This is a genomic window from Ruegeria sp. AU67 (assembly GCF_900312795.1).
GTDB classification, from domain to species: Bacteria; Pseudomonadota; Alphaproteobacteria; order Rhodobacterales; family Rhodobacteraceae; genus Ruegeria; species Ruegeria atlantica.
This window is the reverse complement of sequence record NZ_OMPH01000017.1, coordinates 75,322-88,538: the sequence shown is the minus strand read 5'-3', so window position 1 is coordinate 88,538 and position 13,217 is coordinate 75,322. Positions and strand designations below refer to the sequence as shown.

Genomic DNA, 13,217 nt, shown 5'->3' with positions numbered 1-13,217 from the left:
TTCAACTTAAGCCCGTTATTGCGTCTGTCCCGGCAATGGCAAGTCTTCAGTCAGAGGCCAGTAGAAATCCGGCGGCAGCCCGGCCTCGGCCCGTTTTTCTTCGTTAAACGGTGGCTTCAGGACGCCATGGAAATACTGGCGCACCAATTGGTGAAACACATCCTTGGGATCCGCGTTTTCACGCCCACACAGGAAATGGAACCATTTTGATCCATAAGCCACATGGCCCACTTCTTCGGCATAGATGACCTCGAGCGCAGCAATTGCTTGCTCGGCCTTGGCTTTGCGGAACATGTCGATCATGCCGGGTGTCGCGTCCAACCCGCGCGCCTCAAGCACCATGGGGACAACCGCCAGCCGTCCCATCAGGTCTTCGGCGGTGTCTTCGGCCGCGCGCCACATTCCAGCATGCGCGGGTAGGGCGCCATAGTGGCTGCCCATGCTTTCCAGGCAGTCACAGACCATCTCAAAATGCCGCGATTCTTCCTCGGCACATTTGACCCAGTCATCGTAGAACCCGATCGGCATCGGCACGTGGCCAAATCGCGCGATGATATCCCAATGCAGGTCAACGGCGTTCAGCTCGATATGCGCAACTGCGTGAAGCAGGGCGATACGCCCGGCCTCGGTTCCGGGCTTGCGCTTTGGAACCTCACGCGGCGACAGCAGCTCGGGCTTTTCCGGGCGGGCAGGGCTCAGCGGCGGAGTTGCGGTTCCCACCTCAATCTCAGGCGCGTCGCCCTTGCGCGATGCGAACCAGGCGGCGGCATAGCGCTTGGACAGGGCAGTCTTTTCCCGACCATCCGCTGTTGTCAGGACTTCGGTCGCCATCTGAGTCAGTGTTTTGGACACCGCGTTGTCTCCGTTGATTGAGGTGGACAGCTCTTAAACCGGATGGCGGCCGTGGTCGAGAGGGTCACAGGGCGCGCGCAGCCTCAAGCACCTCGTCCACATGGCCAGGGACTTTGACTTTGCGCCAGACCCTGGCGATCTTGCCTTCGCTGTCGATCAGAAAGGTCGCGCGCTGAATTCCCATGGATTTCTTGCCGTACATGTTCTTTTCAACCCAGACGCCATAATCCTCGCAGACCGAAGACCCTTCGTCCGACAACAGCGGGGTCGTCAGGCTGTGCTTGGCGACAAATTTGTCGTGCTTGGCGACGCTGTCCCGCGAGATGCCGAAAACTTGAGCCCCCGCATCTGCAAAGGCCTGAAGTTGTTCCGAGAAACCGATGGATTCCTTGGTGCAGCCCGGCGTATCATCGCGGGGATAGAAAAACAGAACGACGGCACCGCCGCGCAGGTCCGAAAGGGTCACTTCGCCGCCGCCGTCGCGGGGTAATGTGAAATCAGGGGCGATGTCTGTCACGTCGGGCATTGGAAACTCCGCTAAAGGATTTTAAGTGCTGCCCGGCATAATAGGGCGACGCGAGCGGGTTGAAAGACTTGGATAAAAAATTGGCTCAGCACGAAGATGCAAGTGTCGACCGGCCCGAGACGCCTGTCCGCCGCCGGTCACGCCGTCGTATCGCCGCGCGCTGGAGCATTGGAACCCTGTTTTTAATGTGCCTGCTGGTCGGAGCGGGCTGGTTCTTTCTGATCGGAAAACAGCTGCACGCGCCGGAATGGGTCACGCAGAAAGTAGAAGCGCGTCTTGAACGCAGCCTTGGCGGTTTGAAATTCACCTTTGGGGACGCCAGCTTTATCGTCAACGATAAGTGGCGCCCGCGAATCCGATTGACGGATGTGACTATCAGCGATGCAGCGGGTCATCAGATCGCTCAGATATCGGATTTGCGAACACGCCTGTCGATGCGCGAATTGCTGCGCGGTAAGATCAGACCGCGGCGGATCACTATGCTGGGCGCGCAGATTGCTTTGACCCGTGGTGAGGACGGTGCGCTGTCGCTGACAGTTGGGTCAGGCAGTGCCCCGGTGCAAAAGGCCCCGACGCTGGCACAGCTTATCGAGGAATCGGATGATGTGTTCCTGTCCCCGTTTCTGTCAGGTTTGCGAGCAGTCGATCTGGAATCGCTGACGTTGGACTATCAGGATCTGCGGCTGGGGCGGGCCTGGGTGTTTGACGGCGGGCATATCTCGATTATCCGGGACGGTGATGAAATGCGGCTGGCGACCGGGTTTTCGGTGCTGACCGGGCGCGACTATGCCAGCACGATCGAGGCAAACTATACCAGTGTTCTTGGTACACCTCAGGCGAGTTTTGGGGTTTCGATCACCGATCTTCCCTCGGAAGACATCGCCACCCAAAGCGTTGCACTGGCGTGGTTGCAGGTGCTCAATGCTCCGATTTCCGGCGCGTTAAGGGGCAGTGTCGATGGGCAGGCCGCGCTGGGTCCGCTTTTTGCGACGTTGAACCTGGGCGAGGGTGTCCTGCAGCCCAGACCCGAGACGCGCCCGATCGGGTTCGAATCCGCGCGCGCTTATTTCACCTATGACCCTGCGCGTCATGTTCTGGAATTCAACGAGGCCTCGGTCGTGTCCGATGTGGGGGCCGTGCAGGCCGAAGGCAAAGCCTATTTGAACGGGGTCGAAAACGGTGTTCTTGAAAGCCTGACGTCACAGTTGACCCTGAACAGTATCGATATCTACCCCGGTGGTCTGTTCCCGGAATCGCTGGAAACCGCGCGGGCGGATGTGGATTTTCAACTCAAGCTTGCGCCGTTCGAGCTGCAGCTGGGGCAGTTGACGATCACGGATGCCCTGCACGAATTGCACGCAACGGGCAGGTTGATCGGTCAGCCCGACGGCTGGGATGCCGCGTTTGATGCGCAACTGGACAAGATGGGGTCCGAGAACCTGTTGCGATACTGGCCCGAAAGATTGGCGCCGAACCCGCGGAAATGGGTGTCGGAAAACCTGTTCGAAGGTCAGTTTTCGGATGTGGAGTTTTCACTACGCTTGCATCCGGGCAGTAAGCCGGACCTCTATTTGGGCCTTGGGTTCGATGACGCCAAGATCAGGTTTGCCAAGACCTTGCCGCTGATCCAGGACGGGCGGGGCCGGCTTAGCCTGCTGAAAGATCGCTTTACCGTCACGGCTGAAAAAGGGGTTGTCATCGCCGATCAGGGTGGCGCGGTGGATGCTTCGGGAACTTCGTTCATCATCCCGGACACAACTGCCAAGGGCGGAACACCGGCGATTGCTCGGATCGAGGCGAGCGGCAGCGTCGAGGCCGCCCTGTCGCTGCTGGACCGACCACCACTAAGCCTGATGTCCAAAGCCAACTTGCCGGTCGATCTGGCGGCTGGTGACGTAAGCTTGTCAGGCACCTTGTCATTGCCGCTGAAAAAGGGGCTGAAGTTTCACGACACCGAATTCCACTACACCGGTGAAATCGACAATGTGCAAAGCGACAAACTTGTACCTGACTATTCGGTCAGCGCTGACCTTTTGAACCTGTCCGGCAATCAGACCGAGGTAGAGATCGACGGCTATGGCTCGTTCGGCCAGGTGCCTATGCAAGTCGCGTGGCGTCAGCCCATTGGCGGAGACGGCCCGCAGCGCAGCGAACTGACGGGCCAGATCGAATTGTCGCCGCTGCTGATGAGTGAACTGAAGGTGCCGCTACCGCCGGGCATGCTGACTGGAAAAGGCACAGCGGATATCACCGTTGGAATCGGCGCGGATGAACCAGTCACACTCTCTGCGACCTCGGACCTTGCAGGGGTCGGGATGGCGATTCCTGAACTTGGTTGGCGCAAACGGACGGGGGCGAACGGAAAGATGAAACTGGACGCCACGCTGGGTGAAAAGCCCAAAGTGGATGATCTGACGCTTGATGTCGCGGGGCTGCGCACTAAAGCCTCGATCTTCTTCCGGGACGGGGGGGCTTTTGACCGGATACGGTTCAGTTCGTTTGATCTGGGCAACTGGCTGGCGGTGCCGGCCGAATTGATCAACACCGGCGGACCTGTCCCCAATATCGTTGTTCAGGGCGGTGTCATGAATCTGGGCCGCGCAACCTTTGGCGCGGGCGGTGGCGGAGGAGGAGGAGGGTCGGGCCCCGGTCCAAGGATCGATGTTCTGTTGGACCGCCTGCAGGTGACTGAAGACATTGCACTGACCGGGTTCCGGGGCGGGTTTCAAACTACAGGCGGGGTGAACGGCTCCTTTACGGCCAACGTAAACGGCGGCACGGCGGTCAGCGGCCAAGTGAGCCCGCGTGACAGCGGTAGCGCCGTGAACATAAAGTCGAAGGACGCGGGGGCCGTCCTGCGGTCAGCTGGTGTGATCACCCAGGCGCGTGGCGGCAGTTTGGACTTGCAATTGGAACCGGTCAGCGCGCCGGGGAATTATGATGTGATCCTCAAGATATTAAACACACGCATTACCGACGCACCGGCAATGGCTGCGCTATTGGACGCGATCAGTCTTGTTGGACTTTTGGACGAGATGACCGGGCAGGGGATCTTTTTCTCGACTATCGATAGCCGCATGCGGATCACCCCGACCGAAATCAAAGTCCTCAGCGGCAGTGCCGTTGGCCCGTCCATCGGCTTGTCCTTTGACGGCACGATCGACACGGTTGCGGGCATGCTGAACCTGCGTGGTGCGATCTCTCCGATCTATCTGGTGAATGCAATCGGAAGTGTTTTTACAAAAAAGGGCGAGGGGGTCATCGGGTTTAACTACAGTCTGACCGGGCCGCTTACGAAGCCACAAGTTTCCGTAAATCCGCTGTCTGGCCTTGCTCCACTGTTCCTACGCAATTTGCTGCGCGCACCGGCCCCGACTGTATCAGATGGTCCCAACGCGCTGCCGAGAAAGCCGGATGAGCCTAAAAAGACCTTTGGCTCTCCACCACGGGACAATTGACCCGGATGGGCTGTTGCTGATTCCGATGCGGAATTGTATGGCGCGGCTATGAAACTCAGCGATTTTGACTTCCATCTGCCCGAAGACCGGATTGCCACACGTCCCGCCAGCCCGCGCTCATCCGCGCGCCTGTTGGTGGCCGAAGGTGACGCGATCTCGGATGCGCATGTTTTTGATCTAACCGACTGGTTGCAGCCGGGTGACAGATTGGTGCTAAACGACACGCGCGTCATCCCCGCGCGTCTGAACGGACGGCGCCATCGCAACAGTGCACAAGGACCGGTGTCTGCCGCAATCGAGGCGACTTTGCTGGACCCGCAGGCTGATGGCACATGGGCGGCCCTGATCAAACCGCTGAAGAAAGTGAAGCTGGGCGAAGACGTTCAGTTCTCGGATCATCTGAGCGCCACGTTGGAGCGGGTTGAGGACGGGCAAGCCTATCTGCGGTTCAATCTGTCGGGCGACGATTTTGATGCTGCGTTGGAACGGGCCGGTGCAATGCCTCTGCCGCCCTACATCGCCGCCAAGCGGCCTGCGGATGAGCAGGACAAGACGGACTATCAGACAATCTGGGCCCGCAATTCCGGTGCAGTTGCCGCCCCGACGGCGTCGCTGCACTTTGATGAGGCGTTGATGCAGGCGCTGGGCGCGCGCGGTGTCGCAGTCACTCATGTCACGCTGCATGTGGGCGCGGGAACGTTTCTGCCGGTCAAGGTTGAGGACGTGACGACCCACAAGATGCACGCCGAATGGGGCAGTGTCAGCGCCACCGCCGCGCAAGAGATCCGCGAGACCAAAGCCGCAGGGGGCAGGGTCATCCCGGTGGGGACTACCGCGCTGCGTCTGATCGAAAGCGCCAGCCGGTCAGGCCAGATCGAACCATGGGAAGGTGAGACCGATATCTTCATATATCCCGGCTTTCAGTTCCACGTGACCGACGCGTTGATGACCAATTTCCACCTGCCGAAATCCACCTTGTTGATGCTGGTGTCGGCCCTGATGGGGCAGGAGCGAATGCGGAAGGTGTACGCGCATGCGATTGAACAGAAATACCGGTTCTTCTCTTACGGGGATGCGTCGCTTTTGATCACGTAAGGGACGTGTTGTCGGGATCGAATCTTTTCAATGTCGTAGACAAGCATGACCAAAGCCGTTTTTGATTGCAAAACGGTGTCACAGTCTAGGTCGGAATTTTTCGGAGGCCCCAATGATTCAGGTCCTTTCCAGCGCATGGGCGCTATTGCTTGGTATGGGCCTGTTGATGGTCGGAAACGGCCTTCAGGGGACAATTCTGGGTGTCCGGGGCGAGATCGAGGGGTTTTCGACCCTTCAGATGTCATTCGTGATGTCGGCCTATTTCGTCGGTTTCCTGGGTGGATCACGCCTTGCACCCGAAATGATCCGACGTGTCGGACATGTGCGGGTCTTTGCAGCGCTGGCATCGTTCATTTCTGCTGTGATGATCATGTATCCGTTGATGACCGACCCGGTTATCTGGATTCTGGGCCGTGTCGTGATCGGGTTCTGTTTCTCCGGAGTGTACGTCACTGCGGAAAGCTGGCTCAACAATGCAGCCAGCAACGAGAACCGTGGGCAGGCGCTGTCTCTTTACATGATCTTCCAGATGACAGGCATCATCAGCGCACAAGGTTTGGTTCTTTTGGGCGATCCGGCCGGGTTCGATACCTTTGTAATCGCCTCCATACTGGTTTCGGTCTCTTTTGCGCCCATTCTCTTGTCGATCTCACCGACACCTGCGTTTGACACAACCAAACCGATGACTTTGCGCGAATTGTTCGGATATTCGCCCTTGGGCTGTGTTGGCATGTTTCTTCTGGGCGGCGTTTTCTCTGCACAGTTCGGGATGGCGTCGGTATACGGTGCCCGCGCGGGTCTGACGCTGGTCGAGATTTCGACTTTTATTGCCGCATTCTATATCGGTGCTCTGATCTTGCAGTATCCATTGGGATGGATGTCCGACCGCATGGATCGCCGATTCCTGATTATGCTTGTTGCAGGGGTCGGCAGCTGCGCGGCAGTTGTGGGCTTGGTGTTCGGTGTGACGTTTCCAATCCTGCTGGGCGCGGCCTTTGTGATCGGCGGTATGTCGAACCCTCTGTATTCACTGCTGATTGCGCACGCTAATGACTTTCTGGAACACGAAGACATGGCCGCAGCGTCAGGGGGTCTTTTATTCATCAACGGCATGGGGGCCATTGCGGGCCCGTTGATCACCGGTTGGCTCATGGGGGATGCGGTCTTTGGACCTCCGGGCTTTTTCCTTTTCATCGCAATACTGCTGGTCGTTATGGCGGGCTATGCGCTTTACCGTATGACCCAGCGCGCGGCGATCCCGGTCGACGAAACAGGCACCATGTCGCCGCTCTATCCAACGGCGTCTCCGGTTGTGATGGAATTGGCGCAGGAGGTGGCCATTGAGGCCGCAGAAGCCGAGCAGGAAACGCAAGATGTTGCCTAGAACACGAATTTATGTCGCAAGTGTTGCAATAATTTACTGTTACAATTCTATAAAACACACTTAAATGAATTTAAGTCCCTTGGGGGGGAAACACGACGGAGTTAAGGGCATGGCAAGTCCTGAAGATGTATTGAGTTTTTGGTTAGATGAGGTTGGTCCCAAGGGTTGGTATCTGCAGGATGACGCATTGGATGCAGAAATCCGCGAAAGGTTCCTGACCACATGGCAGGCTGCGAGTGAAGGCAAGTTCTCTCTCTGGCTGACCTATCCCAGCGGTGCATTGGCGTACATCATCCTGATGGATCAGTTTCCACGCAACATGTTCCGAGGAAGCGCTGAGGCCTTCGCCTCAGACCGCGCGGCGTTGTCAGCAGCGAAATGTGCGGTGGACAAAGGGTGGGATATGAAGATCGACGAACCGGCCCGCCAGTTCTTTTATCTTCCATTGATGCATTCGGAAAACCTGTGTGACCAGGAACGCTGTGTGCGCCTGATGTGTCAAAACATGACCAATGGCGACGACGGCAACCTGTTGCACGCAAGGGCGCATCGCGAAGTGATCCGCAAGTTCGGTCGGTTCCCATACCGCAACGACGCTCTCTCGCGCCCAATGACCGAGCACGAGGCCGCCTATGTCGACATGGGCGGATATGGCGCGACCGTGCGCGAGCTTCAGACAGCCGGCTAGGACGCCGGCTCGCAGCCTCGGATTGCAATGATCCGGTCGGCAACAATGTCGGCCGAATTTTCAATTGCAGTGTTAATTAACTGGTCCGGGGCTTCGGTCAACTCGGCTATTCTCGCCTGCGCCGCTTGCAGGTTATTCTCTAAATCATTCAGCTTTTCCAAAGCTTCAGACAGTTTTCGGGCGGTGGCACTATCGGCTGCTGTTCCGCTAAGCTGAAGGGATGACAGGTCGCTGCGCAATGCCGTCAGTTCACCGCGTATCCCTTGAACGTCTCCCTTCAGGGGCGCTACGATCTGGACCTTCTCGGCAAACTTGACGGTAATGTCGTCGACTGTAGAAGCCAGCTTCCACCCCAGAAACAGGCATAGTGCAATCAGGATAAGCGTTGCATTCAGCACGGCGAGCAACAGATCTTTAAGCGTTTTGGCCATGGTAAGCCTTTCGAATGACTTGGGTTTCACAAAGTCCGGACAGGCCCGGTGCGTATCTTCTAGCCATAGGTTCACGCGCGGTATAGGCTGAAAACAGCGCATACCGCGCCAGTTTACCCTGCGTCTGTTTTGTCGCGGGAGCAATATGTTGATGCATTCAGGAGATTAGTTTAATGGTGAACTAATTTCTGAATCGACCTGCGCCGAGAGGGAAACATGGCAGCACAATCTTTTGATCTGATCGTAATTGGCGCCGGTCCCGGTGGCTACGTGGCCGCTATCCGTGCGGCTCAGCTGGGCCTGAAGACCGCCGTGGTCGAACGCGAGCATTTGGGCGGTATCTGCCTGAACTGGGGCTGTATCCCGACCAAGGCGCTGCTGCGAACGTCCGAAGTGTTCCATCTGATGGAGCGGGCCAAAGATTTTGGCCTGAGCGCTGACAAGATTGGTTTTGATCTGGATGCGGTCGTCAAGCGTTCACGCGGCGTTGCGGCGCAGTTGTCGGGCGGCATCGGTCATTTGTTGAAAAAGAACAAAGTGACCGTCGTCATGGGCGCGGCAACGATCCCTGCAAAAGGCAAGGTCACTGTCAAAACCGACAAGGGTACCGAGGAACTGACCGCCAAGAACATCGTTCTGGCCACCGGTGCGCGGGCGCGGGAACTGCCCGGATTGGAAGCGGATGGCGATCTTGTTTGGACCTACAAGCACGCACTCCAGCCGCCGCGGATGCCAAAAAAGCTGTTGGTGATCGGGTCTGGCGCAATCGGAATCGAATTCGCCAGCTTCTATAATACACTGGGCGCAGACACGACCGTGGTCGAGGTTATGGACCGGGTCCTGCCGGTCGAGGACGCAGAAATCAGCGCGCTGGCCAAGAAGGCCTTTACCAAACAAGGCATGACCATCATGGAAAAGGCGATGGTCAAGCAACTGGACCGCGCCAAGGGTAAGGTCACGGCGCATATTGAGGTTAAAGGCAAGGTCGAAAAGCACGATTTTGACACCGTGATCTCGGCTGTAGGGATTGTCGGCAATGTCGAAAACCTTGGGCTAGAGGCCTTGGGCGTCAAGATTGACCGCACCCATGTCGTCACGGATGAATTCTGCCGTACGGGTGTCGACGGACTTTACGCAATTGGTGATATCGCAGGCGCGCCCTGGCTGGCGCATAAAGCCAGCCATGAAGGTGTTATGGTCGCGGAATTGATTGCTGGTAAACACGCTCATCCAGTGAAACCCGAAAGCATCGCCGGCTGCACCTACTGTCAGCCTCAGGTCGCATCGGTTGGGTACACCGAAGCCAAGGCGAAAGAGCTTGGCTATGACATCAAGGTTGGAAAGTTCCCGTTTATCGGCAACGGCAAAGCCATTGCGTTGGGTGAACCCGAGGGCCTGATCAAAACGATTTTCGACGCCAAGACAGGTGAATTGCTAGGGGCACATATGATCGGCGCGGAAGTTACTGAGTTGATTCAAGGCTACGTAGTGGGACGGCAATTGGAGACCACCGAGGAAGACCTGATGAACACTGTCTTCCCACACCCGACTCTGTCGGAAATGATGCACGAAAGCGTGTTGGATGCCTACGGGCGCGTGATCCACATGTAGGGATGGGGGCTCTGCCCCCGCCGCCCGTGCCGGGCGTCTCCCCCGGGATATTTAGAGGCCAGATGAATGAAGGATCCTTCCTTCATCTGGCTAAAAATATCACGGAGCACGAGGCAGAGCCACGCAATTATCTTATTTATTCAATGCGTCCAGTATGCGCGCCCATGAACGAATGCCCTTGTGGAAACTTTTCACGTCATACTTTTCGTTCGGTGAGTGGATGGCGTCGTCGTCATTGGCATAGCCGACGAGCATCGAGTCCAGTCCGAGAACCGAGTCAAAATATCCAACCACCGGTATCGATCCCCCCATACCGGTAAAGACAGCCTCGCGGTTCCATTCATCCGACAATGCGCCGCGCGCGGCCTCAAATTCGGGGCGATCAAGGTTCATCACCGATGCCGGAGCCCCTTCGAGATCGTTGTCCCAGACAACTTTCGCGTCGGGCGACAGGCGATCTTCGACATGTTTGCGGACTTTGTCACGCAGGGCATCGGGGTCCATGTCGCCGACCAGCCGGCAGGTGATCTTGCAGTGCGCTTCGGACGGGATCACGGTTTTCGAACCTGCACCGTTATAGCCGCCCCACAGGCCGTTCACTTCCAGCGTTGGACGTGCCCATTGCTGTTCCAGCGTGGAATAGCCCTTTTCTCCATGCGGTTGCGAGTAACCGACAGAACTCAGGTATTCCGCCTCATCAAAACCGCAATTTTCCCATTGGCGGAGCTGCTCTACGGGCACTTCGTGTACACCTTCGTAAAACCCGTCAACGGCCACGCGACCGGTTTCGTCGTCGTAGAACGAGGCGACGATCTTCGACAACTCACGCAGCGGGTTCAGGCCCGGGCCACCGTAGTGACCGGAATGCAGATCGATGCGGGGACCGACGATGGTGAACTCATCCTTGAGCATGCCGCGTAGTTGCGAGGCGATGGAAGGCACGCCGCGTGAAACCATCGAGGTGTCGCATACCAGCGCAAGATCGGCTTTCAATTCGTCCTTATTGGCTTCGAGGAACGGTACCAATGAAGGTGATCCGGATTCCTCTTCTCCTTCGAAGAAGAACGTGATGCGGCAGGGTAGGGTGCCGTGGATCGCTTTCCATGCGCGGCAGGCCTCAACAAAGGTCATCAACTGGCCTTTGTCATCCGACGAGCCTCGGCCACGGATCACCTTTCCGTTTTCGGATTCTTCTAGTGCTGGATCAAACGGGTCGCGATTCCAAAGCTCCAGCGGATCAACAGGTTGCACGTCATAGTGGCCGTAAAACAGAACGTGCGGGCCGTCGTTGTCCTCGCCCACATGGCCAACGACCATCGGATGGCCGGGGGTTTCGCGTTTTTCGGCCGCAATGCCTATGCTTTGCAGGTCGGCGACCAGCCAGTCGGCGGCCTGATCGACCTGCTCTTTATAGGCTGGGTCGGTTGAGATCGACGGGATGCGCAGAAATTCCATCAATCGGTCGATGGACGTGGACAGATCGGTGTCGATCCTGCTCAGAACAGCGTCTAGCGACATGAGCTTCTCCTGAATGGCGTGAACTGCTGCGGAACCTATCAGCACCGGCGGCGCCGTCCAGTGCGTATCGGCAGGATTTGCAGTATACTGTCGGAAACAGAATGTGTGGCAGGGTTATCGCCTGCGTCGTTTCCTCGCGTCTTATGGCCGTAACTTTACTTGTCGGGGAGCGTGAACAGGGATAATTGATACAGATCAATGCTGCGACTCTGACAATGCCGCTAGGCAAGACAGTCAAGGGGAAGCAAACCGCGGGGACGGCTTGATCCGTCATCCGGGGAAATAACGGGTTCGGCAAACAGCACGTCTATGTCGGGCACAGAAGGAGAAACTGGTGGACTATACTGCTCAGCTCGATTCAGCGATTGCCAGGCTGCATGACGAAGGCCGTTATCGGACCTTTATTGATATCGAACGCCAGAAGGGTCATTTCCCGCATGCTGTACGGACGTGTCCGGACGGCTCGCAGCAGAATATCACCGTGTGGTGTGGAAACGACTATTTGGGTATGGGCCAGAACCCGGTTGTTCTGAATGCAATGCATGATGCGGTTGATGCTGCTGGTGCGGGTTCGGGCGGAACGCGTAACATCTCGGGCACCACGGTCTATCACAAGCAGCTTGAGGCTGAGCTGGCCGATCTGCATGGCAAAGAGGCAGCGTTGCTGTTCACCAGCGCGTATATCGCGAATGACGCGACGCTCAGCACTTTGCCGAAACTATTCCCCGGTCTGATCATTTATTCCGATGCACTGAACCATGCTTCGATGATCGAAGGCGTGCGCCGCAATGGCGGCGACAAGCGTATCTTCCGCCATAACGATGTCGCGCATCTGCGCGAACTGCTTGAGGCCGACGATCCGACCGCGCCCAAGCTGATCGCGTTCGAATCGGTCTATTCGATGGACGGTGATTTCGGCCCGATCGAAGAGATTTGCGACCTGGCAGATGAATTTGGCGCGCTGACCTACATCGACGAGGTTCACGCGGTTGGCATGTACGGTCCGCGCGGTGGTGGCGTGACCGAACGCGATCGTTTGGCGCATCGCATCGACATCATCAACGGAACACTTGCCAAGGCCTATGGCGTGATGGGGGGCTATATCGCCGCCAGTGAAAAAATGTGTGACGCTGTGCGTTCTTACGCGCCGGGCTTCATCTTCACGACGTCGCTTCCGCCGGCCGTTGCCGCCGGTGCTGCCGCTTCGGTGGCATATCTGAAAGGTGCGTCAGAGTTGCGAGAGCAGCATCAGACACAGGCCAAGGTGCTTAAGCTACGCCTGAAAGGGATGGGCCTGCCGTTAATCGATCATGGCAGCCACATCGTACCTGTGATCGTCGGCAACCCGGTGCACACCAAAATCCTGAGTGACAGACTGCTGGATGACCATGGAATTTACGTCCAGCCGATCAACTTTCCGACCGTGCCGCGCGGTACGGAACGCCTGCGCTTTACCCCGTCACCGATCCACGGACCGGGTGAAATGAACCGGCTGATCCATGCGATGGACGAACTTTGGTCACATTGTGCGCTAAATCGCGCCGAACTTGCAGGTTAACCTCACGCCAAAGTGTGCAATGCGTTTGTCGCGTGTTAAGCTTACGCTAACAAAAGAGACGCACGAATCGTTACGTAGGCGATTCGCCGTTGGCGT

The 13,217-nt window shown here is 57.4% G+C and carries 10 protein-coding genes; 6 read left to right on the top strand and 4 right to left on the bottom strand.

What is annotated here, in order from left to right; all coding sequences use genetic code 11:
* Positions 1-15: 15 nt before the first annotated feature.
* Positions 16-831 carry a ferritin-like domain-containing protein gene (locus DK510_RS06355; protein ID WP_109311390.1) on the bottom strand — a complete coding sequence of 272 codons (816 nt, stop codon included), beginning with the start codon at positions 829-831 and terminating at the stop codon, positions 16-18.
* An 85-nt stretch (positions 832-916) separates the two neighbouring features.
* The gene (locus tag DK510_RS06350) at positions 917-1,378 is read right to left on the bottom strand and encodes a peroxiredoxin (protein WP_109311389.1); all 462 of its coding nucleotides are present in this window, start codon (positions 1,376-1,378) and stop codon (positions 917-919) included.
* A 68-nt stretch (positions 1,379-1,446) separates the two neighbouring features.
* Between DK510_RS06350 and DK510_RS06345 the strand changes: the two genes are divergently transcribed.
* The 4 genes from DK510_RS06345 to DK510_RS06330 all read left to right on the top strand — a co-directional run bounded on the left by DK510_RS06345 (position 1,447) and on the right by DK510_RS06330 (position 8,003).
* Positions 1,447-4,836 carry a DUF3971 domain-containing protein gene (locus tag DK510_RS06345; RefSeq protein WP_234998959.1) on the top strand — a complete coding sequence of 1,130 codons (3,390 nt, stop codon included), beginning with the start codon at positions 1,447-1,449 and terminating at the stop codon, positions 4,834-4,836.
* Positions 4,837-4,884: 48 nt separating this feature from the next.
* Positions 4,885-5,931, top strand: coding sequence for a tRNA preQ1(34) S-adenosylmethionine ribosyltransferase-isomerase QueA (gene queA, locus DK510_RS06340; RefSeq protein WP_109311388.1), 1,047 nt, complete (start codon positions 4,885-4,887; stop codon positions 5,929-5,931).
* 112 nt (positions 5,932-6,043) lie between these two features.
* Positions 6,044-7,315 carry an MFS transporter gene (locus DK510_RS06335; protein WP_109311387.1) on the top strand — a complete coding sequence of 424 codons (1,272 nt, stop codon included), beginning with the start codon at positions 6,044-6,046 and terminating at the stop codon, positions 7,313-7,315.
* Between the two features lie 109 nt (positions 7,316-7,424).
* Positions 7,425-8,003: a DUF924 family protein gene (locus DK510_RS06330; protein WP_109311386.1), complete on the top strand. Its 579-nt coding sequence runs from the start codon at positions 7,425-7,427 to the stop codon at positions 8,001-8,003.
* On the opposite strand, the gene DK510_RS06325 is transcribed toward DK510_RS06330, so the two are convergent.
* Positions 8,000-8,434: a hypothetical protein gene (locus DK510_RS06325; protein WP_109311385.1), complete on the bottom strand. Its 435-nt coding sequence runs from the start codon at positions 8,432-8,434 to the stop codon at positions 8,000-8,002. The genes DK510_RS06330 and DK510_RS06325 overlap by 4 nt on opposite strands.
* Before the next feature lie 216 nt (positions 8,435-8,650).
* Between DK510_RS06325 and lpdA the strand changes: the two genes are divergently transcribed.
* Positions 8,651-10,045, top strand: coding sequence for a dihydrolipoyl dehydrogenase (lpdA, locus tag DK510_RS06320; protein WP_058273982.1), 1,395 nt, complete (start codon positions 8,651-8,653; stop codon positions 10,043-10,045).
* Positions 10,046-10,177: 132 nt separating this feature from the next.
* On the opposite strand, the gene DK510_RS06315 is transcribed toward lpdA, so the two are convergent.
* Positions 10,178-11,563: a dipeptidase gene (locus DK510_RS06315; protein ID WP_109311384.1), complete on the bottom strand. Its 1,386-nt coding sequence runs from the start codon at positions 11,561-11,563 to the stop codon at positions 10,178-10,180.
* A 334-nt stretch (positions 11,564-11,897) separates the two neighbouring features.
* On the opposite strand from DK510_RS06315, the gene hemA reads away from it, so the two are divergent.
* Positions 11,898-13,121 (top strand): 5-aminolevulinate synthase, encoded by a 1,224-nt coding sequence (gene hemA, locus DK510_RS06310; protein WP_109311383.1) that lies wholly within the window; start codon positions 11,898-11,900, stop codon positions 13,119-13,121.
* The last annotated feature ends 96 nt before the right edge of the window (positions 13,122-13,217 follow it).

Excerpts from the sequence above, each read along its gene's own strand:
- lpdA (WP_058273982.1), top strand. The coding sequence starts at position 8,651 with ATGGCAGCACAATCTTTTGATCTGATCGTAATTGGCGCCGGTCCCGGT.
- DK510_RS06330 (WP_109311386.1), top strand. The coding sequence starts at position 7,425 with ATGGCAAGTCCTGAAGATGTATTGAGTTTTTGGTTAGATGAGGTTGGT.
- DK510_RS06315 (WP_109311384.1), bottom strand. The coding sequence starts at position 11,563 with ATGTCGCTAGACGCTGTTCTGAGCAGGATCGACACCGATCTGTCCACG.
- DK510_RS06325 (WP_109311385.1), bottom strand. The coding sequence starts at position 8,434 with ATGGCCAAAACGCTTAAAGATCTGTTGCTCGCCGTGCTGAATGCAACG.
- DK510_RS06335 (WP_109311387.1), top strand. The coding sequence starts at position 6,044 with ATGATTCAGGTCCTTTCCAGCGCATGGGCGCTATTGCTTGGTATGGGC.
- DK510_RS06355 (WP_109311390.1), bottom strand. The coding sequence starts at position 831 with ATGGCGACCGAAGTCCTGACAACAGCGGATGGTCGGGAAAAGACTGCC.
- queA (WP_109311388.1), top strand. The coding sequence starts at position 4,885 with ATGAAACTCAGCGATTTTGACTTCCATCTGCCCGAAGACCGGATTGCC.
- DK510_RS06350 (WP_109311389.1), bottom strand. The coding sequence starts at position 1,378 with ATGCCCGACGTGACAGACATCGCCCCTGATTTCACATTACCCCGCGAC.